The sequence below is a fragment of the Lactobacillus rodentium genome, assembly GCF_003423665.1.
Classification (GTDB): Bacteria; Bacillota; Bacilli; order Lactobacillales; family Lactobacillaceae; genus Lactobacillus; species Lactobacillus rodentium.
The window spans coordinates 1-25,241 of the sequence record NZ_BFBY01000004.1 but is presented as its reverse complement, the minus strand read 5'-3'; the positions used below and the strand labels follow the sequence as shown (position 1 = coordinate 25,241).

The window sequence follows — 25,241 nt, the reverse complement described above, 5'->3', positions numbered from 1 at the left end:
ACAAGTTTAAGCTTTAAGATATTGATAGTGGAGGGAAAAATGACAAAAAGCGATAATATCGATCAAATTATTGATCGAGTTTTATATAGTCAAGATGATATTCAAAAAATGTGTCAGAAATTAGGTCAACAATTAACTCAAGACTATGCAGGAAAAGATCCAATTGTTGTTGGTGTCCTAAAAGGTGCTGTTTTCTTTTTAACAGATTTAGTTCGTCAAATGGACGTTAAGATGCAAAATGATTTTATGGATGTATCTAGTTATGGTGACGGCTTTGAATCAAGTGGTAAAGTAAGACTAGATATTGATGTAGAAGCAGATGTAAAGGGACGCGATGTTCTTTTGGTTGAAGACATTGTAGATACTGGCCATACTTTGAAGTTTATGAAAGAACATTTACTCAAGCGTGGAGCCAAGAGTGTAAAATGTTGTGCACTTTTGAATAAGACTGAGCGTCGTGAAGAAGATGTAGTAGTTGATTATTACGGGGCTGATGTTGAGAATGAATTCGTTGTTGGGTATGGCCTAGATTATTTAAATGAGTACCGTAATTTGCCATATATTGGTGTTTTAAAACCTGAAGTAATTCAGGCTAACTTGAATCGTTAAAATAAAAATAAATTTAAATTAAAATTGACAATAATATAGTGTCATGTTTTAATAATTATTAATTAAAAAGAAGGGAGAAATACGATGAATAACTGGCATACCATGCAAAACTTTTTTAACTTTGCTTACTTTATGTAGAGTTTGTACTCGTGATTTGGGTACAAACTCTTGGCTGTTTGTACCTGAGCAAAGTATTTTGTTTTGGAGCTTTGCTAGGTAGTCTAGTAAAGCGAAAGTTATCATTGCGTTTCTTTACGTAAATAAAATTTGCAAAAGCTAACTAGATTATTCAGGTACAACTAGTTAGCTTTTTTTGATTGAAATTTTATGAAGCGAGGATAGATTATGAAATTTGATCTTCTTAGGAAGGAAAGTATTGGGAGATATTTAAATACTGATAAAAAATTTGCAAAAACTTTGGGAGCAAAAGACCTGTTAGCATTGGGAATTGGTGCGGTTATTGGAACAGGAATATTTATTTTACCTGGTACGGTTGCAGCCACAACTGCGGGTCCTGGAGTTACGCTTTCATTCTTGGTAGCAGCTCTGGTGTGTGGTTTATGTAGTATGTGCTATGCTGAATTGTCTTCAAGTATTCCGGTCGCGGGGTCTGCTTATTCATATGGCAACCTTCTTTTTGGAGAAATAGTGGGATGGATTTTAGGATGGGCCCTAATTTTGGAATATATGCTTTCAGTAGCGGCTGTTTCTTCAGGATGGGCAGCATATTTTAATGCTTTATTAAATAGTGTCAGTATCTCACTTCCTCATGCATTAACAAATGCTTATAATCCAACACAGGGTACATATTTTAATTTAATGGCCGCAATAAGTGTCCTATTGATTGCGCTTATGTTGTCAAGAGGACTAAAAGAATCAATGCGCGTTAATAATGTTGCCGTGGTATTAAAAATAATAATTATTTTTGTCTTTGTTGGAGTGGGCTTATTCTTTATTAAACCTGCAAATTACAAGCCATTTTTACCTTTTGGAACTAATGGTATTTTCCATGGGGCTACTACAGTTTTCTTTGCATTTTTGGGATTCGATTGTGTCTCGGCCTCTGCAGCTGAAGTGAAGAATCCAAAAAGAAATATGCCAATTGGAATTATTGGGACCTTAATAATTGCTGCCGTTTTATATATGGCTGTTTCGGTTGTCTTAACTGGAATGGTTCATTTTGATAAATTAAATATAGCTAACCCAGTTGCTTTTGCCTTGCGTCAAGTTAACCAAGGATGGTTAGCTGATTTGCTATCATTAGGCGCATTAGTGGGAATGAGTACGATGATGATATCAATGACTTATTCCAGTTCTCGTTTAGTTTATTCAATTGGTCGTGATGGGTTATTGCCTCCCCAAATTGGTAAAATTAATAAAAAGGGCTTACCGGGAAATGCTTTATGGTTAGTTACTTTAATTATTGTCTTAATGGGAGGATTTTTCTCATTAGATGAGCTAACTCATTTAGTCTCAATCGGTACTTTACTTGCTTTTACTTTTGTTTCATTTGGTGTTCTTTTACTTAGAAGAAGAAAAGACTTACCCGAACCCAGTTTTAAAGTGCCATTTTATCCTGTTTTGCCGATTATATCTGGCTTGGCCTGTATAGGAATGATGTGCTTTTTACCGCTAAATACTTTTATCTTTGCCGGAATATGGTTTGGTATTGGACTTATTATTTATCTAGTATATGGCTATCGTCATAGTAAAATTAATTCTAATTAAACATTACTCAAGAAATATTAGTTTGATTATTTGATCAAATCTTTTCAGTCCGTTTTTAAGATGATAAAATTAAAATATTGATTTTAAAGAAACGAGTAGATTATGAAAAGATTTAAAATAGCAATTTATTTTGGATTACCAATATTTTTGATTTTAGCCTGCTCAATTATGATTCAGGCCAGTTGGATCAGTAGTTTTGATAATTTTTATCAACAGTTGATTAGAAGTGTTGGTGGTCTCCATGGTTTTATGGTGGGAGTATCATTTCTTGCTTCACCAAAGATGAATATAGTGTGGATGGTTATTTTGGCAGTTATTCTCTGGTTAAAGAAGATGCGGCCAATGGCTTCTAGTATAGTAATCACGTTGCTTAGTGCAGACGCAATTGGTTTTGTAGTAAAGCATCTTATTCAGCGCGCAAGACCTGCCGGACATATGCCTATAGATGATGGCTTTAGCTTTCCAAGTGGCCATACCTTAGGTATGGGAATTCTAGTAATTTGGTTAATAATGGTATTGTTACCTAAAATTTTGAAAAATCGTACTACTAGAATTTGGGTAGATGTGGTTCTACTTATCTGGTTAGGATTAGTGATGTGTTCAAGAGTTTATTTACTTGCTCACTATCCATCAGATGTGTGTGGATCATTAGCGTTTGCTTTAATGTGGGTTGGAATAGTTGAATTATTCCTTCATAATATGGCAAAGAAATTGTGGAATATAAATATCTAACAAAATAAAAGTGGTGGATTCAATTTGAATCCACCACTTTTATTTTGTATCATGATTTGCTTTGCGACTGAAATAATAAATAGGTAGTCCGAGTAGGGTAATCACAATGCCTGTTAAGGAAAGCCAGAACTGGTTGATAAGGGTAAAGATAATAATAAAAAGCCCACCACCAATTGAAATAATTGGAACAATTGGATACCACGGGACCACATAAGGTCTTTCTAATTTCGGTTCTCGGAATCGCAAAATGACAACTGCTATGGAAATTAAAGTGGTAAAAACCCACATTACGAAAACTAGCATATTAGTTAACATATCGAAAGTTCCTAAAAGAATCATTAAGATTGAAAAGAAGAGAATTATTAAGGCCGAGATTGTTGGTACCCCGGTATTAATATTGGTTTTACCAATTTTATCGGCGAAAGGAAGAAATCTATCCTTTGCCAGTGTATAAGGAATCCTAATTCCAGTTAAAATAAAACCATTGATTGCTCCATAGACAGAGATTAATATTCCCAGGGTAATAATTTTACCACCTAAGTTTCCAAAGAGTTTTAGGGAAGCTAAGTAAGCTGTATTTTCATTGCCAATTATTTGATTAAAAGGTACCGTTTCAATAAAGGTATAATTAACTAAAAAATAAATAATAGTGATTGCAGAAAGGCCAATAATAATTGCACGGGAAAGATTTTTTTCGGGATGTTTTATTTCTCCCGCTAAATTAGTGACGTTTACCCAGCCATCAAAAGCAAATAGGGCCGCAAGCAATCCACCTGATAGTGCATTGGCAAAATTTTTACCGGGTGCAGTTTGAATAGGAAAGAAGCTGAAATTAATTTTATTGGTATTAAAGAGACCAAAAAGAACAATTAGGGCAATCGGTATAATCTTTAAGATAGTCATGATTGATTGCATTTTACTAGCAAATTTAGTTGAAATAAAATTTAACATCATTAAAAAGATAGCTAGTGCGAGTGCAATCAAAGTATTAAATTTGCTTGGAATATTAAATAAAACAGCAAATTGTTGAGCAAATATTACACTTAAGGCTCCGATATTTGCTGGAAAGTAAATTACCATTTGGGCCCAACCAAAAAGAAAGCCCCATGCTTTACCATAAGTGTATTCAATATATTTGATCGAGCCTCCAGTAACTGGAATAGCAGCAGCAATTTCTGAAACGGTTAAACCAGAAGCAATTGAGACAATTCCTGCTAATATCCAAACCAAAAGAGTTAAAGAAGGTGTGCCAGTTTGACTTGTAATCGCACTGATTTTAAAGAATACACCACCACCAATTACTGTTCCAACAACAGTGGCCAGTGCTTGACCGAAGCTTATTTCACGTTTCAATTTCTTACTCCTTTCGGCTGGTAATTTTAATTTCTATTATACTAAATTCTACTAATTCTGGTATCGAAGGATAGAATTAGTTAAAATAAGCGATAGGAGGAATGTCCTGTGCATCGTTTTCAGCATCGTTTTACTTTGCCTGCTATTATTATTCTTTTACTTATTGTAATTTGTGGTTTTTTATTTGCATTTTTTAATATGCGAACTAATACAACTGTACCGCGAGGATCGAATATGAGTGTCTTGGGAGTAGAGTTAGATCAAAATACTGATGGGGTAGATCTCCATAAATTGGAACATAATGGCATTTCTTTTGTCTATTTGCGAGCTACTCAAGGTAAAACATATTTTGATGATAATTATTTAATCTACCGTGATCGATTACAGGGAACTAAGCTTTCTTTTGGCTCAATCGTAACTTTTAGTAATCAAAGTAGTGCGACAGAACAATTCAATTATTTTGAGCAACAAGTCGGACAAAATACTGGAAACTTGCCAGTCATGATTGTACCAGCTGTAAAAGATAATTCTGCTAAATATTGGAATCAAATTGCACAGTTTAGTCAAAAATTAAATAATATTGGAAAACGTGTTCTAATTGCCGGTGATTATACTAAGAAAAAATATTTTCCGCACGGAACAGATTTCTTATATACTGGCGCAAGTTTACATAATAAAAAAGAGTATAGTTTTTGGTGCTATACACAGGCTGGTCGAGTAAAAAATGTTGATAATTTAAATAGTAATGTAACCATGTTTGCTTATATTGGTGGGATGAGTAATTATCAAGCACAATATGGTAGTAATTTTACACAGTAAGGAAATCTAAAATGTATCCAAACTCAATTAATCAAGTCTTAGAGAGAGAAAATAAAACTAACCCCACTTTAATTCAAGCTCGTACTTATGATGCAATCAAAAATGGCGCTAGTTTAGTTGCTTTAGCTAAAACTGGAACTGGAAAAACTCTTGCTTATGGTTTACCAACTTTGGTGAGAACAAAAGAATTAGCCGGTTTAACAATTATTCTCGAACCAACTACGGAATTAGCGATTCAAACGCGTAATGCCCTCCTTCCTTATGCCAAAGCGCTTGATTTAAAAATGTTAGCTTTAGTTGGTGCTGGAAATCGTAGACGACAACTAGAGCGATTAAGAAAAGAAAGACCGCAAATTTTAATTTGTACTCCTGGAAGATTATTTGATTTTATCTCTGATAATAAGATAAAAGTATCTTCGATCACTAGTCTAGTAGTAGATGAGGCAGATGATATTTTAGAGTTTACCAAAGCGGATTTGATTTCGTCATTAGGGCAAAACTTAAGCCCACAGGCTCAAATTTTACTGTTTGGCGCATCTGAATCTCAAATGACTAAAAGTGCAGAGGCATTATTTAATCGTACATTTTTACTGATTGATGTTAGACCAGAGCAACATTCTATCGTGAAACATTATTTTCTAAAAGTTTCGAATGAGTTTAAACTTCAGTATTTACAGCGTCTAGTTAAACTAGATAATTTTAAAGGTCTTTTATTTTTTGATTCCAATGACACTGAGGCCCGCACTGCTAGAATTTTTGCCCATAGTAAAAGTTCCTTTGAAGTTCTAAATAATGCTATTAATAAACAAAAAAGAGAAAAAATTTTAAAAAAATTTAAGCAGGGAAAAATTAGATTACTGTTTGCAACTGATATAGCGGCTAGAGGATTAGATATTCCTAATGTAACTTATGTGATCAATTTTGAAGTTCCAAGAGAATTAAATACATATATTCACAGAAGTGGAAGAACTGGGAGAATGAATCAAGCTGGAACAGTTCTTACTTTGGGAGATGATCATGATTGGCGAAATTTACGTAAGTTAGTTGGTGATAATTATGACATTGAACGCGTATATTTTGACGGCTATCATTTAACCACCACTCCCCCTCAAGAGCAGAAAAATAGAAAAATTGCTCAAGAAAAAAGTACGGCAAAAAACAAGCAAGAACAGAAGCAAGTTAAAGTTAAACATAAGAAAAATCGGTGGAAAAACAAAAAAAATAAGGGTTATCATCCAAAAAAGAACAATGGAGTTAAAAAATAATGGCAAAATTAGTAAAATGGCTTGAAACCTATATTTTACCTTTAGCTGCAAAACTAGCTTCAGTAAAATGGTTAGTTGCAATGCGAGATGCATTTATCACTTTGCTTCCAGTAACGATGGCAGGCTCGCTAGCAATCTTATTTAATAGCATGATTAATGTTTTTAAATTACAGTGGGGATGGGATGAATTAGCGCATATTCTACAACCCTTAATGATAGTTGATAACATTGTTTGGAATGGAACATTTGCTCTTTTTGCAATATATTTTGCTATTTCGTGGGGTTATCACCTAGGAAAAGCATTTGAAGTGAATCGATTTGTTACAAGTATAGTTGCATTAATTGCATTTGTAATGAGTATTACCAATATTGTTAAATTGAAAATTTCAACTGAGGACACTGTTGATTTAAAAAATGCAGTTGACGTTTCTCAATTTTCAACTTCTGGATTATTTACGGCGATTTTATTTGGGGCTCTAGGGGCCGGTTTATTTATCCTTATTTATAAAGCAAGGATAACGTTAAAGGTTCAAAGTAATATGCCACATGCAGAATGGGTGGCCTTATCAACTTTGTTGCCCTCTATTTTTGCAATATTTGTTGTAGGAATCGTCAACTATATTTTCCAACGTTTGACCGGAACCTATTTCGGAAGTTGGTTACTTAATGCAATTCAATCTCCACTTGTAAAACTAGGACAAGGTTTTGGAGTCGTGCTCTTAGTTACATTTTTAGTACAAATTTTTTGGTTCTTTGGAATTAATGGTGTAAGTGTTTTTACTCCAGTAATTGATTCATTATGGTTGACCCCAGAAAATAGTAATGTTAGTGCCGTTCATAGTGGGAGTCACATTCCCTTCATTTGGGTGAAAGATTCATTCAATGTTTTTGCATGGTTTGGCGGAGCAGGAGGAACTTTAATCTTAGTAGTAGCAATTTTAATTTTCTCTAAACGAGCTGATTTTAGAACGATTGCTAAAATGTCTCTGGCACCATCAATTTTTAATATTAATGAACCAGTCCTTTTTGGATTACCAGTTATTTTTAATCCCGTGTACTTAATCCCATTTGTGGTTGCACCTTTGGCGAATGTTTCTTTAGCGTACTGGGTAACAAAAATTGGCTGGGTTAATCCAGTACAAATTTTTGTTCCTAGTATAATGCCACCGATTATTGGTCCATATTTGGCATGTAACTATGATTGGCGCGCAATTGTCTTATCAATTGTAAATATGATAATTGCTCTTTTTATCTGGATGCCATTTGTTTTTGCTGCAGATAAAATTGCTAGTGAAGAAAATAATAAGCGAAATTTTTATATGCCACAATATTAAGAATAAGATAGTGTATTAACTAGTTTTATGATAAAGTAAAACTAGTCTGACCCCCTAGTTCATCTGGATAGAACAATGGTCTCCTAAACCGTAGAGGTGAGTTCGAATCTCACGGGGGTCATAAATAATAAAGGGCCTCTTTGTTTTCAAAGAGACCCTTTTATAATCCTAACCATGGTTTTGAAAGAATTAAATAAGATAAATAAATAGAAATGAATAAAGATATAATACCGCATATGCCTAAATATAAGCGTGTTCTTTTATCATAGAATGTATTAAAACTAAAAACTAGTAAAAAGACAGTAATTATTATCATAAAACCTGTAAAAAGCAAAAGCCAGTTCATAAAAGCCTCCTTATTAATAATTAAAGCAAAATATGCATAATATTTAAATATGACTGGTACAAAATCTATTGACTTTAGGGTATAGTAGAAGTAATTGTATGGAGGTATTATATGAAGAAGATCAAAGTAATGACTGTTTTTGGAACCCGGCCAGAGGCGATAAAAATGGCTCCCTTAGTCTTAAAACTGAAGCATGATGACAGATTTGAAGAAGTAACGGTGGTAACAGCACAGCACCGTGAAATGCTAGATCAAGTTTTAGATATCTTCAAAATTAAGCCCGATTATGACTTTAACATTATGCACAAAAACCAAACCTTAGGTGATATTACTGCTAAAGTTCTTTTAGATATGGGAAAAGTAATTAAGGAAGAAAAGCCCGATATTGTTTTGGTCCATGGAGATACAACTACAAGTTTTGCTGCTGGGTTAGCAACATTTTATGAACAAACAACTTTAGGACATGTTGAGGCTGGCTTAAGAACTTGGAATAAATATTCACCTTATCCTGAAGAAATGAATCGTCAAATGACAGATGATATGACAGATCTTTACTTTGCTCCAACAGAATTAAGTAAAGCAAATTTGATTAAGGAAAATCATAATGCAGACAATATTTTTGTTACAGGAAATACTGCAATTGATGCTTTACAACAAACAGTTCAAAAAGATTATCACCATGATGTGCTAGATGAAATTAAACCAGGAAATCGCGTGATTTTGGTAACTATGCACCGTCGAGAAAATCAAGGAGAACCAATGAGACGTGTCTTCAAAGTGATGAAACAAGTAGTTGATTCACATGATGATGTTGAAATTATTTATCCTGTTCATTTATCTCCAAGAGTTCAAGAAGTTGCGCAAGAAGTTCTAGGTGGAGATCCAAGAATTCACTTAATTGATCCACTTGATGTGGTAGATTTCCATAACTTAGCTAAACGTTCATACTTTATTATGACAGATTCTGGGGGGGTTCAAGAAGAAGCACCGTCTTTAGGTAAGCCTGTTTTGGTATTACGTGATACAACAGAAAGACCAGAAGGAGTTAAAGCAGGTACTTTAAAGCTTGTTGGAACTGAAGAAAATGAAGTTAAGACAGAAATGCTGCGCTTACTAGAAGATCAGACTGCTTATGAAGAGATGGCAAACGCTAAAAATCCATATGGTGATGGTCATGCAGCTGATAGAATTATGGATGCAATATATTATTATTTTGCTAAAGATACTGAAAAACGTCCAAATGATTTTGAATAAAAAGGCCATAAGTAGCTTTTGACTACTTATGACCTTTTTTTATCGGAGAATTTGTCATCTTTTTAAACATTTTTGCGAATTTACTACTAGATTCAATAAAGATAGATTTTGTAGTAAAGTAATTAAATAATCCGACTCCAATTTGATCAATTGATTTAACAAAAATGGTGTTCCAATGTAGCAAAGAAAGACCACAAAACATGATTAAGTTATCTGGTACTAAACTCAAAATTCGATAAAAAAAGAAAAGAACCAATTGGTAACAGACCCCATGACTTAGGTCTTTATTATGAGTAAAAACTCCATGTTTGTTAAAAGAAAAAGAAGAGAAGGTTGAAACAATGAATGCCATAATATTGGCCCAAAACCAGGGAATCTTTAACCAATTATGAAAAAGTGCAAACGCGATAATATTAATGATCGAAGCTAAGAAGCCAAAGAAAGTATAGGCATAAAAGTCATGATGCCGGGCTACTAGTCGATTACCTAATTTACGAATTTCTCCCTTATTGATAGATTTGCTCTCAGAGGGATAATCTTTAGCCATTTAAAGAACCAGCCATTTCCTTTGCGGCTTGATCAATTAAGGCTATATCATCATCTTCAACTGCATTTTCAATGGTTACAGGTTTAGCAGCTTCAATTGCACCTATTTTGGTGAAGGCTTTCTCAAAATCGTAAACATTTTCACAATAATGGTCCTTATAAGTTTTATCTCCAGAACCCATTACAGCAAATTTTTTACCAGTTAAGTCTAGTTCTAATAATTGATCATAAAAATCTTTTAATTCATCGGTCATTACACCTTCACCATAGGTATAGGTAACAACAATGCAAAGATCAGCTTCTTCAAATGAACTTGCATCAGCAAAGCTAATATCAATACTTTCGACATCAATACCAAGATCTTGTAAATCTTCTTCCAGTATTTCTGCCATATCCTCGTTATTACCTGTCATACTTGCGAATACGATCTGTGCTTTCATTTTTTAAACTTCTTTCCTCAATAGATATATTTTATTATACTAGATGGGAATTCGTTATGGGTAAAGAGATAAAGAAAAAGTTTAAAAAAAGCTTTATAATAATAATTGTATTTAAATAATGTTAAGTAAGTAAATTTTTTAAATTTAAGGAGATTGTATTTTGATTACTATAAAATCTAAACGTGAACTACAAGGTATGCAAAGATCTGGTCGCCTTTTAGCATCAATGTTTGAAGGCTTACGTGATGTAATTAAACCAGGTATTTCAACATGGGAAATTGAAGAATTTGCCCAAGACTTTATGAAAAAACATGGTGGTCGTTTATCTGAACAAGGTTTTGAAGGATATAAATATGGAACTTGTGTTAGCGTAAACGATGAAATTGCTCATGCTATTCCGCGTAAGGATAAAATCCTTAAAGAAGGAGATTTAGTTAAAGTTGATGTAACTTGCAATTTAGATGGCTATGAAACTGATTCATGCACTACTTATGCGGTAGGAAAGATTTCTGAAGAAGATCAAAAATTGATGGATGTTACCAAAAAAGCAATGTACATGGGAATTGATCAAGCCGTTGTTGGTAATCGAATTGGTGATATTGGTAGTGTAATTCAAAAATATGTTGAAGAAGACAATGGCTTTGGTGATGTACGTGAATTAGTCGGTCATGGGATTCAACCTACCATTCATGAAGATCCTGAAGTACCTCATTTTGGAAAAGCTGGGCATGGTTTACGATTACGTGAAGGGATGACCATTACTGTTGAACCGATGGTTGAAGCTGGTGGTGATTGGCGTATTAAGCAAACTACGGTAAATGATCCTAATGATGATTGGGTTTACTATGCTACTCCAGATGGTTCAAAATCAGCCCAATTTGAACATACTTTTGCTATTACTGAAGATGGTCCTAAGATTTTAACTTTACAGAAGCCATATGATGGGCTTGAAAAATATATTCCTCATTTTGATGAAGATGAAGATTAGTTTTAGTAAAAAAATAAAACTTTATTTAAATGAGTTAATCAAAGTTATTGCTCAAGGTGAAATAAATCAACATTCGATTATTATTGCTTATTATGCTTTATTTAGTATTTTTCCAATTATTATTATCGTAGGAAATATTTTACCTCTATTTAAAATTGATACGCGACCAATTACAGATTATTTGAAATTAATCTTTCCGGCGCAAATTTCTGAATTGGTGATTCCAATTATTAATACCTTGTTGAAAAAACGCTCTAGTGGATTTATTTCTTTTGGTATTATTTTATCTATTTGGTCTTTTTCGGGACTAACCAATTCGATACGGCTGGCAATGAATAAAATATATGGAGTCGATCAAAAAGAAAAACAGCGAGCATGGTGGTATGTGTTGTTTGCACGAACATTAACATTTATTATCACTGCTCTACTTGTACTCTCTTTTTCAGGAATACTGTTTCTTTTTATGTTTGGTCGACAAATAATGGAATTTTTAGATCCTATTTTTAATTTCTCATTAGGGTGGGTTTATAAAATTGAAAGTTACAAGTGGCCGGTAATTATTTTAATGATTGTGGTCATTAATTTGTATATTAATCTTGCCTTGCCAAATATCGATACAGCTAAAAGAAAAATCTGGCCTGGAGTCTGGGTTACTACAATATCATGGCTCGGTTTATCTTATGTTTTTGGTTTATACTTGCGTAATTTTGGAGTACGTTGGCAAAACTATGGCATTATCGGCTCATTTATTGTATTTATGCTTTGGTTAAATTTGGGAGCTTTATTATTGCTATTTGGGGTTTGTGTTAATGCAACTAGTGATCAATTAAAGTATGGTCCTACCAAATACAGCACTAATAGTTTAATTTCTTTTTATAAAAGAAGACGAGATAGTTCCCATTAAAGAATTTATTAGTAGTATAATTAAAGAGAATTACAAACTTACTTATTGAGGAGAATTAATAGTATGAAAGTCAGAAAGGCAGTTATTCCTGCAGCAGGCTTAGGAACAAGATTTTTACCTGCAACTAAGGCGATGCCAAAAGAAATGTTGCCAATAGTTGATAAACCAACAATTCAATTTATTGTTGAAGAAGCAAAAAAATCTGGAATTGAAGATATTTTGATTGTTACTGGAAAGTCAAAACGAGCAATTGAAGATCATTTTGATTCTAATCCTGAACTCGAAGCTGATCTTGAAGAAAAGCATAAAGACAAACTTTTGAAGTTAACTCAATCAATTACTGAATTAGGAGTTAATCTTTACTACACCCGTCAACCGCATCCAGCAGGTTTAGGTGATGCTATTTATCGTGCCCGTAGTTTTGTCGGTGATGAACCTTTTGTTGTAATGCTTGGTGATGATTTAATGGACGATCAACAACCGTTAACTCAGCAATTAATTGAACGTTACAATAAAACTCATGCTTCAACTATTGCAGTAATGAAAGTCCCTCATGAAGAAGTCTCTAAGTATGGGGTAATTGATCCATCAGGCGAAATTGAAGATGGTTTATATAATGTTGAATCATTTGTAGAAAAGCCTGCAGTTGAGGATGCACCAAGTGATCTTGCAATTATTGGTCGTTATCTTTTAACTCCTGAAATTTTTGACATTCTAGCTCATCAAAAACCAGGACGTGGAGGAGAGATCCAATTAACTGATGCTATTGATACAATGAATAAAACCCAACGTGTATTTGCACATGAATTTAAGGGAGCTAGACATGATGTGGGTAATAAGGAAGGCTACTTAGAAACTGCAATCCAATATGGTTTAACTCACCCAGAAACAAAGGATGCTCTAAAAGAATATATTATTAATTTAGGTGCTGAACTTGCTAATAGTGATAAGGCTGAAAAGAAAAATAATTAAGACAAAAGATCGAGTAAGAACTCGATCTTTTTATTTTAAATAAATTTGTTTATTTTCATTGTTAATTTGTAAGCCAAAAATATTATAGGTTGAATGTAAATATTCAATAAAAACTGGAATATTTTTTTGCTTAATTTTACCTAGTAAAGAGTTAAGATCTCTTAAGGTTCTAGGATTACCTTCTTTGCAAATTAAACAACATTTATCAGAAGTTAAATTAATTTTGCGGATGGGTATAGCGTGTTTTAATGAATCATTTGAATAAAATAAATTAAGATTTTTATCTAAATCTTGAGTTAATTGGAATAAATTTGTTAAAAGCATGGTATACTGTTGAATATTAGTTTGATAGTCTAATTATTTATTTTAGCTATTCTAATTTTACTTTAAAAAGTTAAGGATCGAAATACACAATGTTCAAAAAGCATAAAAAATTATGGATTGGAATAATTTCTTTAATAACAGTTTTAATTGTTGGATTTGCTGGAGCTGGCTATTATTTTTATAATGTAGCGATTGTCCCTGGACATAAAAGCTTTTTAAGTAAAAAACAACCATTAAAAAAGAGTGATCCCTTATATAGGCAGACTAAATGGTATAATAATGCCAAAAAAGAAAAGTGGTATATAACTTCAACCGATGATAATTTAAAATTGGATGCAAATTATATTCCTGCTATCCATAAAACGAATAAAACAGTAATTCTTTTGCATGGTTATATGAACACGAAGGATACAATGGGGCCTTATGCAGCCATGTTTCATCAATTAGGATATAATACATTACTTCCGGATGCGCGTGGACATGGTCAGAGTCAAGGTAATTATGTTGGTTATGGCTGGCGTGAAAAGGGTGATGTACGCAAGTGGGTAAATAAAGTAATCAAGCGTAATGGAAAAAATAGTAAAGTAGTAATATTTGGTGTAAGTATGGGTGGAGCAACCACGATGATGACAAGTGGTCAAAAAATGCCAAAACAGGTAAAAGCCTATATTGAAGATTGTGGTTATACTAATGCCAAAACGGAAATAGAACATGAAGCCCAGAGTATCTACCATATGCCAGCTTTTCCGCGTTTTCCATTGGTGGAAGTTTTGAGTGGCTATACTAAACTTAAGGCTGGATATTTTTTAAATGATGCTGATAGTCTTAAACAACTTAAGCAAAATCATAAGCCGATGCTCTTTATTCATGGTGAGAAAGATACTTTTGTTCCTACGAAGATGGTTTATGCTAATTATCATGCAAGTTCAGGACCGAAGGAATTATGGCTTGTTCCGGGTGCATCACATGCAAAATCTTTTGCTACGCATCCTTCTGAATATCAGCAAAAAATTGAAAAGTTTTTAAATAAATATGTATCTAAAAAGTGAAGTCGCGGGACTTCACTTTTTTCTTTAGTTTTGTTAAAGTTTTTAATTTTTCTAAATTAATTAGTTATTATTTTTAATGGAGTATATAAAAATTTATATTTAAAAGTGAGAAGTAACTATGGAAGAAATATATCTTATTGGAGCTCAAAGAACTCCTTTTGGCCGTTATCGTGGTTTTTTCAAAGATAAAAGTGCAATTGATCTAGGTGTAATGGCCTTAGAAGGGCTAATTAAAAAAACGGGAATCGCCAGAGATAAAATTGATAGTGTTTTAGTTGGGAATGTATTAAGTGCCGGGTTAGGCCAAAATGTAGCTCGTCAAATTGCTTTAGGTGCAGGCCTTCCTGAATCTGTAGTAGCAAGTGTAGTAGATGACGTCTGTGGTTCAAGTTTGAAAGCACTTCGTTTTGCTCAAGGACAAATGGCCTTAAATGATTTTGGTGTAGCTGTAGTAGGTGGAGCCGAAAGTATGACTAACGCTCCATTGGTCTTACCAAAGGCAGAAAAGAAGAGTGAAACTCCTAATTTTAAGGATACTTTACAAGTTGATGGTATTGGTGATGTATATTCACAAAAACCAATGGGTCTTACTGCTGAGAATGTTGCTGATCGTTATCATGTTACACGAGAAGAAATGGATAAATTTTCTTTAAAGTCTCATCAAAAGGCTGCCAGAGCGGTAGAAAATGATTGGTTTAAGGATGAAATTATTCCGGTGACCTTAAATGGGGAAACTTTGACTAACGATGAAACCATTCGTTCAGATACAACCATGGAAGCTTTGGGTAACTTAAAGCCAGTTTTTAAAGAAGATGGACGTGCAACGGCAGGAAATTCATCTCCTTTAAGTGATGGCGCCAGTATGTTGTTAGTAGCAACTAAAGCAAAAGTTGAAGAATTAAATCTTAAACCAATCGCTGTAATCAGTAATTTTGCTGAAATTGGTTGTGATCCTGCCTATATGGGTTATGCACCTTATTTTGCAATTAATAAATTATTAAAAAAGACTGGCACTACGGTTGATGATTATGATTTATTTGAAATCAATGAAGCCTTTGCTGCACAAGCTGTTCCTGTTGCACGTGATTTAAACATTCCAGAATCTAAGCTAAATATTGCTGGTGGAGCTATCAGCTTAGGCCATCCATTAGGAGCTACTGGGGCACGTTTAATTGGTGGCATTGTTAACAGTCTCAAACAAATCAATGCAGAACGTGGAATCGTTTCTCTTTGTATTGGTGGTGGACAAGGAATAGCTTATGAAATCAGGCGAGTGGATTAATGAAGTTTTATAAATTATCACCTACCGAACGTCGAAAAGTTTTACAGGAAAAGGGAGTCGAATTAAGCCCTATTACTTCACAACTGCTTAAAAATTTAAATAATCTCAGTGAAAATGTTGTTGGAAGCATTTCATTACCCTTAGGACTAGTAGAGAATTTACTAGTTAATGGAAAAGAATATATGGTGCCGATGGCAACTGAAGAACCTTCTGTTATTGCCGCTGCCAATCATGGTAGTAAAATTTTTGCTCGTCATGGTGGGGTCTCAGTTATTAATCGACGTGATGGAATTTATGGACAAATTGTTTTACAGGTAAATAATGATTTTAAGCTTGAAGATTTGAATAAAAAAGTACCTGAATTAATTAATCTGACCAATAATAATTTTGCTAGTTTAGTTCACCATGGTGGTGGAGTGAGAAAGATTACTAGTAAACAAGAGAATAGTTTAGTGTATTTAAAAGTTTTAGTAGATCCTGCTCAGGCAATGGGAGCAAACAAAACTAATGCTATTTTAGAGTTTTTAGCTAATACTTTATTAGATTTTACTGGAGTTGAAGAAAAACTTTTCGCAATTTTGTCTAATTATCCTAGTCAATTAGCAACTGGGAAAGTATCATTGCCATTAACAAGTGTAGGTGGCAAAGAAGTAGCCCAAAAAATAGTTTTATTGAGTGAGATAGGGATGCAAGATCCATATCGTGGTGCCACTAATAACAAAGGAATTATGAATGGTGTCGATGCAGTTTTAATTGCAACAGGAAATGATTTTAGGGCAGTTGAAGCAGCAACAGCAGTTTTAGCTAGTGAAAATGGTTATCATAGCTTAAGTAATTGGAAAATAGAAAATAATCAATTAATAGGTGAACTTACATTGCCAATGCCAATTGGTGTAGTAGGTGGATCTATTTCGGTCCGACAGGATATTCAAGATTCTTATCAAATTTTAGGAAAAATCGATAGTGAAACTTTGGCTTCAATTATTATTGGAATAGGTTTGGCTAATAACTTAGCAGCCTTGTTGGCAATCTCTACTGCTGGAATTCAAGCCGGTCATATGAGTCTACAAGCAAGAAATCTAGTTGCTACTTTAGAAACAAGTGATAAAAATAAAGAAGTTATTTTAAAGAAAATGCGTAAATCTAAAAGGTATACATTAGAAGATGCACAAAATTTTTTACAAGAACTCGAGGAGAAAAAATAATGCAAGTTGGTATCGATAAAATAGGTTTTTATACCCCTAATAAATATGTAGATATGGTAGATTTGGCTAATGCTCGTAATGAGGATCCGAATAAATTTTTAATCGGAATTGGTCAAGAAAAAATGTCTGTTGCTGATGAAACGCAAGATGCAGTTTCAATGGGAATTAATGCTACCTTAGATTATTTAGATGAAATTGATAAAGATAAAGTAGGATTGATGATTTTTGGTACTGAATCAAGTGTTGATCAATCTAAATCGGCTTCATTATTTGTAAAAACTGCTCTTAAGTTACCTCCAGAAGTTAGAACTTTTGAAGTAAAAGAAGCTTGTTTTGGCCTAACAGCGGCTTTGATGATGGCTACGGATTTTGTGAGATTACATCCCAAGCAAACCGCAATCGTCATTGGAAGTGATATTGCCCGCTATGGTATTAATACTAGTGGTGAAGTAACTCAAGGAGCAGGAAGCATTAGTATGCTAATTAAAGTTGATCCTAGTATCTTATCTCTTAATGAGGGACATAGTGCATATAGTGATGACATTAATGATTTCTGGCGCCCCAATAATTCTAAAACTGCCTTGGTTGATGGAAAATATTCAACACAGGTATATTTAGATTTCTTTACAAAGACTTTCGAAGATTATAAAAAGCAAAAACACCTTCAAACAAGTGATTTTGATGCTTTGATCTATCATTTACCATTTACTAAAATGGGACTTAAGGCCAACCGTTTGGCTTTAGCTGATCAAAATGAAGCAATAAGTGAAAAATTAGGGCAAAGTTTTGAAGCAAGTAAACACTTAAGTGCTAATGTGGGTAATATCTATACTGCTTCACTTTATTTAAGTTTACTTAGTTTATTGCAAAATGGTGAATTAAAGGCAAATGATTTAATAGGATTATTCTCTTATGGTTCAGGTGCAATGGCAGAATTCTTTACTGGTAATGTAGTAGAAGGTTTCAAAAAACAATTACGGCCTGAAAAAGTTCAAGCAAGATTAGAAGCAAGAACTAAGCTTACTGTGCCAGAATATGAAGCAATTTTTACAAAAGCATTGGCAGATCCAATCGAAGGAAAAGAATTAGATAGTGATGAAAAACCAGGAACTTGGTATTTTGCTGGAGTAAAAGATGGAATTAGACTATACAAAATGAAGTAATAAAAACTAAGACGATTTATTTGTAATTGGTTCTAAAGCTCCTATACTTAGGAAGTGGAAGAGGTAGAAATTTTATTTAATTAAAGATCTTATCTCCAATTGTAGAATTTTAACCTAGATTCTCAAATATATAACAAACCAAATAATCATTATCCTTACAAAAAGTATGTGGCAATGTTACAGCATGATGCACAAAAACATCAAATGTGAAAACTAGATGTTTACCTCCTCCAACAAAAAACCAGCAAATTGTTTTACAATTTGCTGGTTTTATTTTGGCTTTATTTGCGTAATACTAATTTAGTGACACCTTCCCAACGAGGAGTTTGGGGCATCATATCAACTGGTTTGATCAGACGAACATCATATGCTTCACTTAAAAGCACTAAATCTTTGGCAAGTGTTGAAGGATTACATGAAATGTAAACAAAAGTTTTTGGTTTTACTTCAAGTAATGTTTTAATCAATTGTTTATTCAACCCAGTTCTAGGAGGATCGACAATTAGAGCATCAATTGGCACACCTTGCTTTTTTAAATCAGGAAGGACTTTTTCAACGGTTCCTTGAATATATTGTGCATTTTGAACATGATTCAAGCGACAGTTTTCTTGAGCGTCATCAACGGCCTCAGGGATCGATTCAATTCCGATCACTTGGCGAACTCTGTCACTGGCTAAAATTCCTAAAGTACCAACACCTGAGTAAGCGTCAATCAGAGTTTGATCTGGTGTAAGATCTAGTAGTTTTAAGGCTTCACTGTATAAATTAGTAGTTTGTGCTGGATTTAATTGGAAGAAAGCACGTGGAGAAAGTTTGAATTTTTTCTCTAAAATTTCTTCCATAATATGTGATTTTCCGGTCAATTTAATCGTTTTGTTACCCCATACTTGAGCATTTTGCCATTGGGTTTCATTTTGAAAAACTGATACTACATGAGGAAGCTGCATGATGTCTTGAGCGAGTTTTTTAAGTCCAGGAATATTTTTCCCAATAGTAATTAAAGTTACTTGAATTTCCTGGGTGGCCTTTGATTCGCGCACTACAACAGTTTTAATTCCATCTAAATGTTTACGGTAATTAGCAATATGAAGATGGGCTTTATCGATTAAATGTTTAATAGCTCGTTCTGTTTTCTGTGTTTGAAGTGATTGAGTTGGCATTTCTGGAAGATCAATCAAGCGATGCGAGTTTGGTGCGTATAAACCAAGTCGAGTTTTTCCTTTGAAAAGTTCAATCTGATATTGAGCCTTATTGCGATAATAAAGTTCTGCTGGTGCAGCCAATGTTTTTTTTACTTTGATTTTTTGATAGTTACGTGGATGATATTTACGTAAAGCATCAAGAATCAAGTGCTGTTTAAATTCAAGTTGTTTATTATAAGCTAAATTAGCAAGTTCTAAGCCACCAGTTTCTTGATTAACCCCCTTAGGGAAAGGAACTCTATCTGGAGATTTCTCTTTTATTCTAACCAATTCGCCTTCCAAGTAATGGGGGTGTTCATTGGTAATCTTTGCGACAACGACTTCTCCAGGCAAAGCACCAGGAATAAAAATAATTTTCTTTTTATAATAGCCAATTCCTTCACCATTTATTCCTAAACGTTTAATAGTAATAATAATATCTTTTTGTCGTTTATTTTTAGTAAATTTTGTCAAAATTTAGTCTCCATTTCTTTTCCAATAGAAAAAGTGTCACAATTATCATATAAAGGATTAATCGGATACACAAGTAATCGCGTAAATTTTTAAATCTAAGGAGGTTTCTATGTCAATTGTCACTAAGGTAACAGCTCAAAGACGCAAGGGACATTATAATATTTTTCTAGATGACCACTATGCTTTTAGTGTTAGTGAACAAACTTTAACTAAATTTCGTCTTTTAAAGGGAGTTGAATTAACAAAAGATCAAGTAAATGAGATTAAGGACGCAGAAAAAGATAGTAAAGCGACAGAGTTAGCAATTAATTATTTAAGTTATCAACCACGATCAACTGCTGAGGTAAGACAATATCTTACCAAAGCAGAAATGACTGAGAATGCGATTGAAAATGCAGTCGTTAATTTACAAGATTTAGGATATTTAGATGATTATAACTTTGCAAAATTATTTGTTAAAAATAATCTTCAAGTAGGAAAAGATGGGCCTAATGCTATTAAACAAAAATTAGGCCGAAAAAAAGTAGAAAGTAATTTAATTGAAGATGTTTTATATGAAATTGAGAATGAAGCGTGGCTTGAACCCGGCTTAAGATTAATTCATTCTTTGGTGCATCAACAGGGAAAATTATCCACTAAAGAAATTGAACGAAAAGCACAGCAAAAATTATTATCGCATGGGTTTAATAAGGAATTAAGTGATTTAATTGTTGCAAAATTAGATCTAAAAAATGATGAGCAAGACCAGTTAATTGCCTTAAAAAAGCAAGGAATAAAAGTATATAAACGATATCGGAATGACGATAGCTTTACACGTAATCAAAAGGTTAGACGCTACCTCTATCAACATGGCTTTTCTGGAAATGAAATTGAGCAATTTTTAAATGGAGAAATAGTTGATCTTTCTGAAATAGATGAGTATTAATTTGCTGTATAATAATTGTGAGAGGTGAGCAAATTGGCATTGCCTAAAGAAGGCGACTATATTGCGGTAGAATCTTACAAACATGATGGACAGCTCCATCGTAAGTGGCGTGACACAATGGTCGTAAAAATTGAAAAGAATATTATAATTGGAGTTAATGATAGAACTCTGATAACAGAAAGCGATGGCAGAAAATGGGTTAGCCGAGAACCTGCAATTGTTTATTTTCATAAAAAATTTTGGTTTAATGTTATCGTGATGCTTCGCCCTGAAGGAACGGCGTATTATTGCAATCTAGCTAGTCCCTTTGTTATTGATCGTGAAGCTTTAAAATATATCGATTATGATTTAGATGTAAAGATTTTTCCCGATGGAGAAAAAAGATTACTTGATGTCGATGAATATGCTTTAAATAAAAAGCGTTGGCACTATGGTGAAGAAATTGATACTATTTTGCGTGGATCGACAATTGAACTATTGCAATGGATTGATAACAAAAGAGGCCCCTTTGCACCAGATTTTGCTAAGATTTGGTATGATCGTTACACCGATCTTAAACCTGAATACAAACATAATTTTTTGAAGGGAAAATAAAATGAAAAAAGAAGAATTTGCCGCATTGAACTTTATTGGAAAAGTATTTTTACCTGGACAAATTGATGAAAATAAAAGTTATGGACAACAAGTTCAAGAAACAGAAAATGATCCTGTATTTAAGAAATTCATTGAAAGAAATGGCTTATCTAATCAAAGAGCAAGCTTAGTAGTATTTGCACCAGAAACCTTTATGTTTTGGTATGGCGTCGTAACTGATAAAAAAATCAATCAATTACCTAAGCAATTAAATCATTTTAATTTACCTGCTAGTGAAGTAGCAGAAATTGAAACTAATAATATGAATCTAAGCTTTTTTGGTCAGCCATTAAATTTTGTGATTCCTACATTTTTAGATAAATTAGCGCAAAGTGATGTGGTATTCCATGAAAATCCAGGAGATAGTAAAAATCCATATTTACTTACCACTCTTAATTTAAGTACAAAAAAACTGGCACAAATATTATATTTGGATGCCAGTGTGCAAAAATAGATTATTTTTGTTGAGGGTCAATTGAAAGATTATCATATTCGATGTATGCACCAATGCAAGTAGAAACAAGCATAATTACGAAGACCCAACCTATTGAAGTGCCAGTAATAGCTGACAGTGGTAATAATAAGCGAATAAAAATCGTAGCAGCAATACATAAAAAGAAATCAAGGATTAAGTTCCCAATTAAAAGGAGCTTTCGTCTTTTTACACTAAAGAAACGTAAAAATTGTTTAAAAAGATTATCATTGATCTCATCTGAAATTAAATCTAAGGGGCGTTGAATAGTTGCCTTGATGGCAAACATGATTAGGGCCCCAATAATAGCTCCAATTATTGTACGTCCCGAATCTCCAGCATGTCTAACAAGCGCATTATAAGAAATACCAATTAGGCCTAAACTACAAAGATAAGGAATTAGAAGTAAAAATATAAAAACTAAGTATATACGTTCTTTTTTCATATGATGTACCTCATTTCATGGTCTATATTTTATCATATTTATTGACTATGATATAATGACGTTCAATTATATGGAGAATCTGGTTTAAAAGAAAGAGAAGGTTAACCCCATGAGTAAAGGCGCTCCGGCGAGTGATTTATTCAGTAAAATTAAAGCAAGATTTCATAGTGAAGAAACAGTTGAACCAGCTGAAAAAATAAAAAAAGACCTAACACGACTTTATAAAAATAATGAAATCACAGAACGTGAATTTTCAATGATGGAAGGAATCGTTGACTTTCAGACAACAATTGCACGAGAAGTAATGGTACCTAGAACAGATGCTTTCATGATTAATATCCAAGATGATCTAAAAGAGAACCTTGAAGAAGTATTGCGTCAACCTTATTCTCGTGTTCCTGTATATGATGGGGAAAAGGATAAGATAGTTGGTATTATCCATATTAGGACTATTTTACGAGTTGCTTGGCAAAAGGGATTTGATAAGCTTACTTATAAAGATTTAATTTCAGAACCACTTTATGCTTCTGAACTAACTCAAATTGATGAATTACTTAGTGAAATGCAAAGCACGCAACGCCAGATTGCAATACTAACGGATGAATATGGTGGAGTTGTTGGTTTAGTGACAATTGAAGATTTAATCGAAGAAATCGTAGGAGATATTGACGATGAGGTTGATAAATCTGAAGTACTTTTTAAGGAACTAACATCACATAAATATATAGTATATGGTAAGATGCCCTTAGCTGAATTTAATGACAAATTTAATACTGCTTTAGAAGTAGAGGATGTTGATACGATTGCGGGCTATGTAATAACTAAGCTAGGGATGATACCTGCAAAAGGGGAAAAGTTAAGCATAACTCTCAAGAATGGGATGACCTTAACTACCAGAAGAATGAAGGGGTCCAGGATACTGACACTCTTATTAACAATTCCTGATAAAGATGAAAAAGAGGAAGATAGTAAAAAGTAATGAATAAATTAACTGATGAAGTAAAAAAGAGAAGAACATTCGCAATTATCTCTCACCCAGATGCGGGTAAAACAACAATTACTGAACAAATGCTTTTATTTGGTGGAGTAATTCGTAATGCTGGTACAGTTAAAGCAAGAAAAACTGGACATTATGCAACAAGTGACTGGATGGATATTGAAAAAAAGCGTGGTATTTCTGTAACTAGTTCTGTTATGCAGTTTGAATATCAAGGTAAGAGAATTAATATTTTGGATACACCGGGTCACCAAGATTTCTCAGAAGATACTTACCGTACCTTGATGGCGGTCGATGCAGCCGTGATGGTTATTGATTCGGCCAAGGGTATTGAACCACAAACCAAAAAACTATTTAAGGTAGTAAAACAACGCGGTATTCCAATCTTTACTTTTATGAATAAATTGGATCGTGATGGACGTGAACCATTAGATTTGATTGCAGAACTTGAAGACTTATTGGGAATTGAAGGCGTGGCTATGAATTGGCCAATTGGCATGGGTAAACAATTAAAAGGTTTATATGACATTGCTAATAACCGAGTTGAACTTTATCGAAAAGATGGAGAAGATCGTTTCATTCCTTTGAATGAACAAGGAAAATTAGATGAAAATAGTGAATTAACTAACGACAGTCTATACCAAAATACACTTGATGACATTGAGCTTTTAAAAGAAGCTGGTAATCAGTTTGATGAGGCTAAAGTTTTAAAGGGTGACCAGACTCCAGTATTCTTTGGTTCTGCTTTAACTAATTTTGGCGTTGAAACATTTTTAGATAGTTTTGTTAAACTTGCTCCGTCTCCTGAAAGCCACATTGTAAATGGTGATAAAATTTTGAAACCAGATACTCCAGAATTTTCAGGTTTCGTTTTTAAAATTCAAGCTAATATGAATCCACAACATCGCGATAGAATTGCCTTTGTGAGAATTGGTAGTGGAGAATTTAAGAAGGGAATCGATGTAAATTTAGCCAGAACTGGTAAGCCGGTTCGTTTAAATAATGCTACTGAATTTATGTCAAGTGAGCGTGTTCAAGTTTCAGAAGCAGTAGCAGGAGATATTGTCGGCTTATACGATACTGGAAACTTCCAAATCGGTGATAGTATTTATGCTGGTAAGGATAAAATAGAATATCCTGAATTACCTCAATTTACACCAGAAATTTTTATGCGTGTTACACCTAAAAATGTAATGAAACAAAAGTCCTTTCACAAGGGGATGACTCAATTGGTGCAAGAAGGAGCTATTCAATTGTATCGTGGGTGGAGTACTGATGACTATATTTTAGGTGCAGTGGGTCAATTGCAGTTTGAAGTATTTGCTTACCGAATGAAGAATGAATACAATTCTGAAGTTGAACTTCATACTTTGGGTAATCGAGTAGCGCGTTGGATTAATCCAGATCAATTGGATCCCAAAATGTCTTCTTCTAGGAACTTATTAGTTAAGGATAAAGATGGTGAACCTTTGTTTTTATTTGAAAATAATTTCGCTGAAAGATGGTTCAAAGATAAATATCCTGACGTAGAATTAACTTCAAGATTATAAAGAAAAGAGCAAGAATATTTAAATATTTGATATGAACCCCGAAATTCGGACAAGAATTTCGGGGTTTTATTATGTCCAAATTAACAAAGCAAGATAAAATTGATATTTATAATTATTGGAAAAAATATGGAAAATCTTCTACATGGTTAAGTAAAAAATATGGAGTTAATTCAAGTAATCTCCGTTATATGCTTAATTTAATAGATCGTTACGGAAGTAATATTTTAAATCGATCTCATACAACTTATCCA

25 protein-coding genes, 1 tRNA gene and 1 pseudogene are annotated in these 25,241 nt (G+C 33.4%); 21 read left to right on the top strand and 6 right to left on the bottom strand.

Annotation, left to right across the window (positions count from 1 at the left end; translation table 11 throughout):
* Positions 1-39: 39 nt before the first annotated feature.
* From hpt to LrDSM24759_RS03395, 3 genes are all read left to right on the top strand, one after another.
* Positions 40-609 (top strand): hypoxanthine phosphoribosyltransferase, encoded by a 570-nt coding sequence (gene hpt / locus LrDSM24759_RS03405; RefSeq protein WP_117118098.1) that lies wholly within the window; start codon positions 40-42, stop codon positions 607-609.
* 345 nt (positions 610-954) lie between these two features.
* Positions 955-2,337, top strand: coding sequence for an APC family permease (locus LrDSM24759_RS03400; protein ID WP_117118097.1), 1,383 nt, complete (start codon positions 955-957; stop codon positions 2,335-2,337).
* 102 nt (positions 2,338-2,439) lie between these two features.
* The gene (locus LrDSM24759_RS03395; RefSeq protein WP_117118096.1) at positions 2,440-3,069 is read left to right on the top strand and encodes a phosphatase PAP2 family protein; all 630 of its coding nucleotides are present in this window, start codon (positions 2,440-2,442) and stop codon (positions 3,067-3,069) included.
* A gap of 39 nt (positions 3,070-3,108) precedes the next feature.
* Here the strand turns inward: LrDSM24759_RS03395 and LrDSM24759_RS03390 are convergent, their stop codons facing one another.
* Positions 3,109-4,422: an APC family permease gene (locus LrDSM24759_RS03390; protein ID WP_117118095.1), complete on the bottom strand. Its 1,314-nt coding sequence runs from the start codon at positions 4,420-4,422 to the stop codon at positions 3,109-3,111.
* 108 nt (positions 4,423-4,530) lie between these two features.
* Here LrDSM24759_RS03390 and LrDSM24759_RS03385 point away from each other — a divergent pair, with 108 nt between their 5' ends.
* The 5 genes from LrDSM24759_RS03385 (at position 4,531) to wecB (ending at position 9,440) form a co-directional block, all read left to right on the top strand.
* Positions 4,531-5,241, top strand: a complete 711-nt coding sequence (locus tag LrDSM24759_RS03385) for a GH25 family lysozyme (protein ID WP_117118094.1) — start codon at positions 4,531-4,533, stop codon at positions 5,239-5,241.
* Positions 5,242-5,252: 11 nt separating this feature from the next.
* On the top strand, positions 5,253-6,506 hold the full coding sequence (locus LrDSM24759_RS03380) for a DEAD/DEAH box helicase (protein ID WP_117118093.1): 1,254 nt from the start codon (positions 5,253-5,255) through the stop codon (positions 6,504-6,506).
* Positions 6,506-7,840: a PTS sugar transporter subunit IIC gene (locus LrDSM24759_RS03375; RefSeq protein WP_117118092.1), complete on the top strand. Its 1,335-nt coding sequence runs from the start codon at positions 6,506-6,508 to the stop codon at positions 7,838-7,840. The genes LrDSM24759_RS03380 and LrDSM24759_RS03375 overlap by 1 nt, the downstream gene beginning before the upstream one ends.
* A 48-nt stretch (positions 7,841-7,888) precedes the next feature.
* Positions 7,889-7,961, top strand: a tRNA-Arg gene (locus tag LrDSM24759_RS03370).
* A 336-nt stretch (positions 7,962-8,297) separates the two neighbouring features.
* On the top strand, positions 8,298-9,440 hold the full coding sequence (wecB, locus tag LrDSM24759_RS03365; protein WP_117118091.1) for a non-hydrolyzing UDP-N-acetylglucosamine 2-epimerase: 1,143 nt from the start codon (positions 8,298-8,300) through the stop codon (positions 9,438-9,440).
* Between the two features lie 22 nt (positions 9,441-9,462).
* Here the strand turns inward: wecB and LrDSM24759_RS03360 are convergent, their stop codons facing one another.
* Both LrDSM24759_RS03360 and LrDSM24759_RS03355 read right to left on the bottom strand, forming a co-directional pair.
* On the bottom strand, positions 9,463-9,987 hold the full coding sequence (locus LrDSM24759_RS03360) for a GtrA family protein (protein ID WP_117118090.1): 525 nt from the start codon (positions 9,985-9,987) through the stop codon (positions 9,463-9,465).
* A complete protein-coding gene (locus LrDSM24759_RS03355; protein ID WP_117118089.1) occupies positions 9,980-10,426 on the bottom strand; it encodes a flavodoxin in 447 nt (148 codons plus the stop codon). Before LrDSM24759_RS03355 ends, LrDSM24759_RS03360 begins: the two co-directional genes overlap by 8 nt.
* A 160-nt stretch (positions 10,427-10,586) precedes the next feature.
* On the opposite strand from LrDSM24759_RS03355, the gene map reads away from it, so the two are divergent.
* The 3 genes from map (at position 10,587) to galU (ending at position 13,290) form a co-directional block, all read left to right on the top strand.
* Entirely contained in the window at positions 10,587-11,414 is an 828-nt protein-coding gene (gene map / locus LrDSM24759_RS03350) for a type I methionyl aminopeptidase (RefSeq protein ID WP_117118088.1), read from the top strand.
* On the top strand, positions 11,398-12,318 hold the full coding sequence (locus tag LrDSM24759_RS03345) for a YihY/virulence factor BrkB family protein (RefSeq protein ID WP_117118192.1): 921 nt from the start codon (positions 11,398-11,400) through the stop codon (positions 12,316-12,318). The genes map and LrDSM24759_RS03345 overlap by 17 nt, the downstream gene beginning before the upstream one ends.
* Before the next feature lie 63 nt (positions 12,319-12,381).
* The gene (galU, locus tag LrDSM24759_RS03340) at positions 12,382-13,290 is read left to right on the top strand and encodes a UTP--glucose-1-phosphate uridylyltransferase GalU (protein WP_117118087.1); all 909 of its coding nucleotides are present in this window, start codon (positions 12,382-12,384) and stop codon (positions 13,288-13,290) included.
* A 30-nt stretch (positions 13,291-13,320) separates the two neighbouring features.
* Here galU and LrDSM24759_RS03335 read toward each other — a convergent pair whose 3' ends face one another.
* Positions 13,321-13,614 (bottom strand): hypothetical protein, encoded by a 294-nt coding sequence (locus LrDSM24759_RS03335; RefSeq protein ID WP_117118086.1) that lies wholly within the window; start codon positions 13,612-13,614, stop codon positions 13,321-13,323.
* Positions 13,615-13,703: 89 nt separating this feature from the next.
* Here LrDSM24759_RS03335 and LrDSM24759_RS03330 point away from each other — a divergent pair, with 89 nt between their 5' ends.
* The 4 genes from LrDSM24759_RS03330 (at position 13,704) to LrDSM24759_RS03315 (ending at position 18,313) form a co-directional block, all read left to right on the top strand.
* Positions 13,704-14,663: an alpha/beta hydrolase gene (locus LrDSM24759_RS03330; RefSeq protein ID WP_117118085.1), complete on the top strand. Its 960-nt coding sequence runs from the start codon at positions 13,704-13,706 to the stop codon at positions 14,661-14,663.
* A gap of 118 nt (positions 14,664-14,781) precedes the next feature.
* A complete protein-coding gene (locus LrDSM24759_RS03325) occupies positions 14,782-15,945 on the top strand; it encodes a thiolase family protein (RefSeq protein WP_117118084.1) in 1,164 nt (387 codons plus the stop codon).
* Positions 15,945-17,150 carry a hydroxymethylglutaryl-CoA reductase, degradative gene (locus LrDSM24759_RS03320; RefSeq protein ID WP_117118083.1) on the top strand — a complete coding sequence of 402 codons (1,206 nt, stop codon included), beginning with the start codon at positions 15,945-15,947 and terminating at the stop codon, positions 17,148-17,150. Before LrDSM24759_RS03325 ends, LrDSM24759_RS03320 begins: the two co-directional genes overlap by 1 nt.
* A complete protein-coding gene (locus LrDSM24759_RS03315) occupies positions 17,150-18,313 on the top strand; it encodes a hydroxymethylglutaryl-CoA synthase (RefSeq protein ID WP_117118082.1) in 1,164 nt (387 codons plus the stop codon). The genes LrDSM24759_RS03320 and LrDSM24759_RS03315 overlap by 1 nt, the downstream gene beginning before the upstream one ends.
* 281 nt (positions 18,314-18,594) lie before the next feature.
* On the opposite strand, the gene rlmD is transcribed toward LrDSM24759_RS03315, so the two are convergent.
* Entirely contained in the window at positions 18,595-19,968 is a 1,374-nt protein-coding gene (gene rlmD, locus LrDSM24759_RS03310) for a 23S rRNA (uracil(1939)-C(5))-methyltransferase RlmD (RefSeq protein ID WP_194007994.1), read from the bottom strand.
* 109 nt (positions 19,969-20,077) lie between these two features.
* Here rlmD and recX point away from each other — a divergent pair, with 109 nt between their 5' ends.
* From recX to LrDSM24759_RS03295, 3 genes are read left to right on the top strand one after another with little or no spacing between them, the layout of a single operon-like run.
* Entirely contained in the window at positions 20,078-20,893 is an 816-nt protein-coding gene (recX, locus tag LrDSM24759_RS03305; protein ID WP_117118080.1) for a recombination regulator RecX, read from the top strand.
* Between the two features lie 33 nt (positions 20,894-20,926).
* Positions 20,927-21,487 carry a DUF402 domain-containing protein gene (locus LrDSM24759_RS03300; protein WP_117118079.1) on the top strand — a complete coding sequence of 187 codons (561 nt, stop codon included), beginning with the start codon at positions 20,927-20,929 and terminating at the stop codon, positions 21,485-21,487.
* A 1-nt stretch (position 21,488) separates the two neighbouring features.
* Positions 21,489-21,980, top strand: coding sequence for a hypothetical protein (locus LrDSM24759_RS03295; protein WP_117118078.1), 492 nt, complete (start codon positions 21,489-21,491; stop codon positions 21,978-21,980).
* Position 21,981: 1 nt separating this feature from the next.
* Here the strand turns inward: LrDSM24759_RS03295 and LrDSM24759_RS03290 are convergent, their stop codons facing one another.
* A complete protein-coding gene (locus LrDSM24759_RS03290) occupies positions 21,982-22,443 on the bottom strand; it encodes a hypothetical protein (RefSeq protein ID WP_117118077.1) in 462 nt (153 codons plus the stop codon).
* A 109-nt stretch (positions 22,444-22,552) separates the two neighbouring features.
* On the opposite strand from LrDSM24759_RS03290, the gene LrDSM24759_RS03285 reads away from it, so the two are divergent.
* From LrDSM24759_RS03285 to LrDSM24759_RS03275, 3 genes and pseudogenes are all read left to right on the top strand, one after another.
* Entirely contained in the window at positions 22,553-23,422 is an 870-nt protein-coding gene (locus tag LrDSM24759_RS03285) for a hemolysin family protein (RefSeq protein WP_117118076.1), read from the top strand.
* The gene (locus tag LrDSM24759_RS03280; RefSeq protein WP_117118075.1) at positions 23,422-24,990 is read left to right on the top strand and encodes a peptide chain release factor 3; all 1,569 of its coding nucleotides are present in this window, start codon (positions 23,422-23,424) and stop codon (positions 24,988-24,990) included. The genes LrDSM24759_RS03285 and LrDSM24759_RS03280 overlap by 1 nt, the downstream gene beginning before the upstream one ends.
* A gap of 71 nt (positions 24,991-25,061) precedes the next feature.
* A pseudogene (locus tag LrDSM24759_RS03275) lies at positions 25,062-25,241 on the top strand (IS3 family transposase); the annotation flags it as partial.

Excerpts from the sequence above, each read along its gene's own strand:
- hpt (WP_117118098.1), top strand. The coding sequence starts at position 40 with ATGACAAAAAGCGATAATATCGATCAAATTATTGATCGAGTTTTATAT.
- LrDSM24759_RS03400 (WP_117118097.1), top strand. The coding sequence starts at position 955 with ATGAAATTTGATCTTCTTAGGAAGGAAAGTATTGGGAGATATTTAAAT.
- LrDSM24759_RS03395 (WP_117118096.1), top strand. The coding sequence starts at position 2,440 with ATGAAAAGATTTAAAATAGCAATTTATTTTGGATTACCAATATTTTTG.
- LrDSM24759_RS03380 (WP_117118093.1), top strand. The coding sequence starts at position 5,253 with ATGTATCCAAACTCAATTAATCAAGTCTTAGAGAGAGAAAATAAAACT.
- LrDSM24759_RS03375 (WP_117118092.1), top strand. The coding sequence starts at position 6,506 with ATGGCAAAATTAGTAAAATGGCTTGAAACCTATATTTTACCTTTAGCT.
- wecB (WP_117118091.1), top strand. The coding sequence starts at position 8,298 with ATGAAGAAGATCAAAGTAATGACTGTTTTTGGAACCCGGCCAGAGGCG.
- LrDSM24759_RS03360 (WP_117118090.1), bottom strand. The coding sequence starts at position 9,987 with ATGGCTAAAGATTATCCCTCTGAGAGCAAATCTATCAATAAGGGAGAA.
- LrDSM24759_RS03355 (WP_117118089.1), bottom strand. The coding sequence starts at position 10,426 with ATGAAAGCACAGATCGTATTCGCAAGTATGACAGGTAATAACGAGGAT.
- LrDSM24759_RS03345 (WP_117118192.1), top strand. The coding sequence starts at position 11,398 with ATGAAGATGAAGATTAGTTTTAGTAAAAAAATAAAACTTTATTTAAAT.
- galU (WP_117118087.1), top strand. The coding sequence starts at position 12,382 with ATGAAAGTCAGAAAGGCAGTTATTCCTGCAGCAGGCTTAGGAACAAGA.
- LrDSM24759_RS03335 (WP_117118086.1), bottom strand. The coding sequence starts at position 13,614 with ATGCTTTTAACAAATTTATTCCAATTAACTCAAGATTTAGATAAAAAT.
- LrDSM24759_RS03330 (WP_117118085.1), top strand. The coding sequence starts at position 13,704 with ATGTTCAAAAAGCATAAAAAATTATGGATTGGAATAATTTCTTTAATA.
- LrDSM24759_RS03325 (WP_117118084.1), top strand. The coding sequence starts at position 14,782 with ATGGAAGAAATATATCTTATTGGAGCTCAAAGAACTCCTTTTGGCCGT.
- LrDSM24759_RS03320 (WP_117118083.1), top strand. The coding sequence starts at position 15,945 with ATGAAGTTTTATAAATTATCACCTACCGAACGTCGAAAAGTTTTACAG.
- LrDSM24759_RS03315 (WP_117118082.1), top strand. The coding sequence starts at position 17,150 with ATGCAAGTTGGTATCGATAAAATAGGTTTTTATACCCCTAATAAATAT.
- recX (WP_117118080.1), top strand. The coding sequence starts at position 20,078 with ATGTCAATTGTCACTAAGGTAACAGCTCAAAGACGCAAGGGACATTAT.
- LrDSM24759_RS03295 (WP_117118078.1), top strand. The coding sequence starts at position 21,489 with ATGAAAAAAGAAGAATTTGCCGCATTGAACTTTATTGGAAAAGTATTT.
- LrDSM24759_RS03290 (WP_117118077.1), bottom strand. The coding sequence starts at position 22,443 with ATGAAAAAAGAACGTATATACTTAGTTTTTATATTTTTACTTCTAATT.
- LrDSM24759_RS03285 (WP_117118076.1), top strand. The coding sequence starts at position 22,553 with ATGAGTAAAGGCGCTCCGGCGAGTGATTTATTCAGTAAAATTAAAGCA.
- LrDSM24759_RS03280 (WP_117118075.1), top strand. The coding sequence starts at position 23,422 with ATGAATAAATTAACTGATGAAGTAAAAAAGAGAAGAACATTCGCAATT.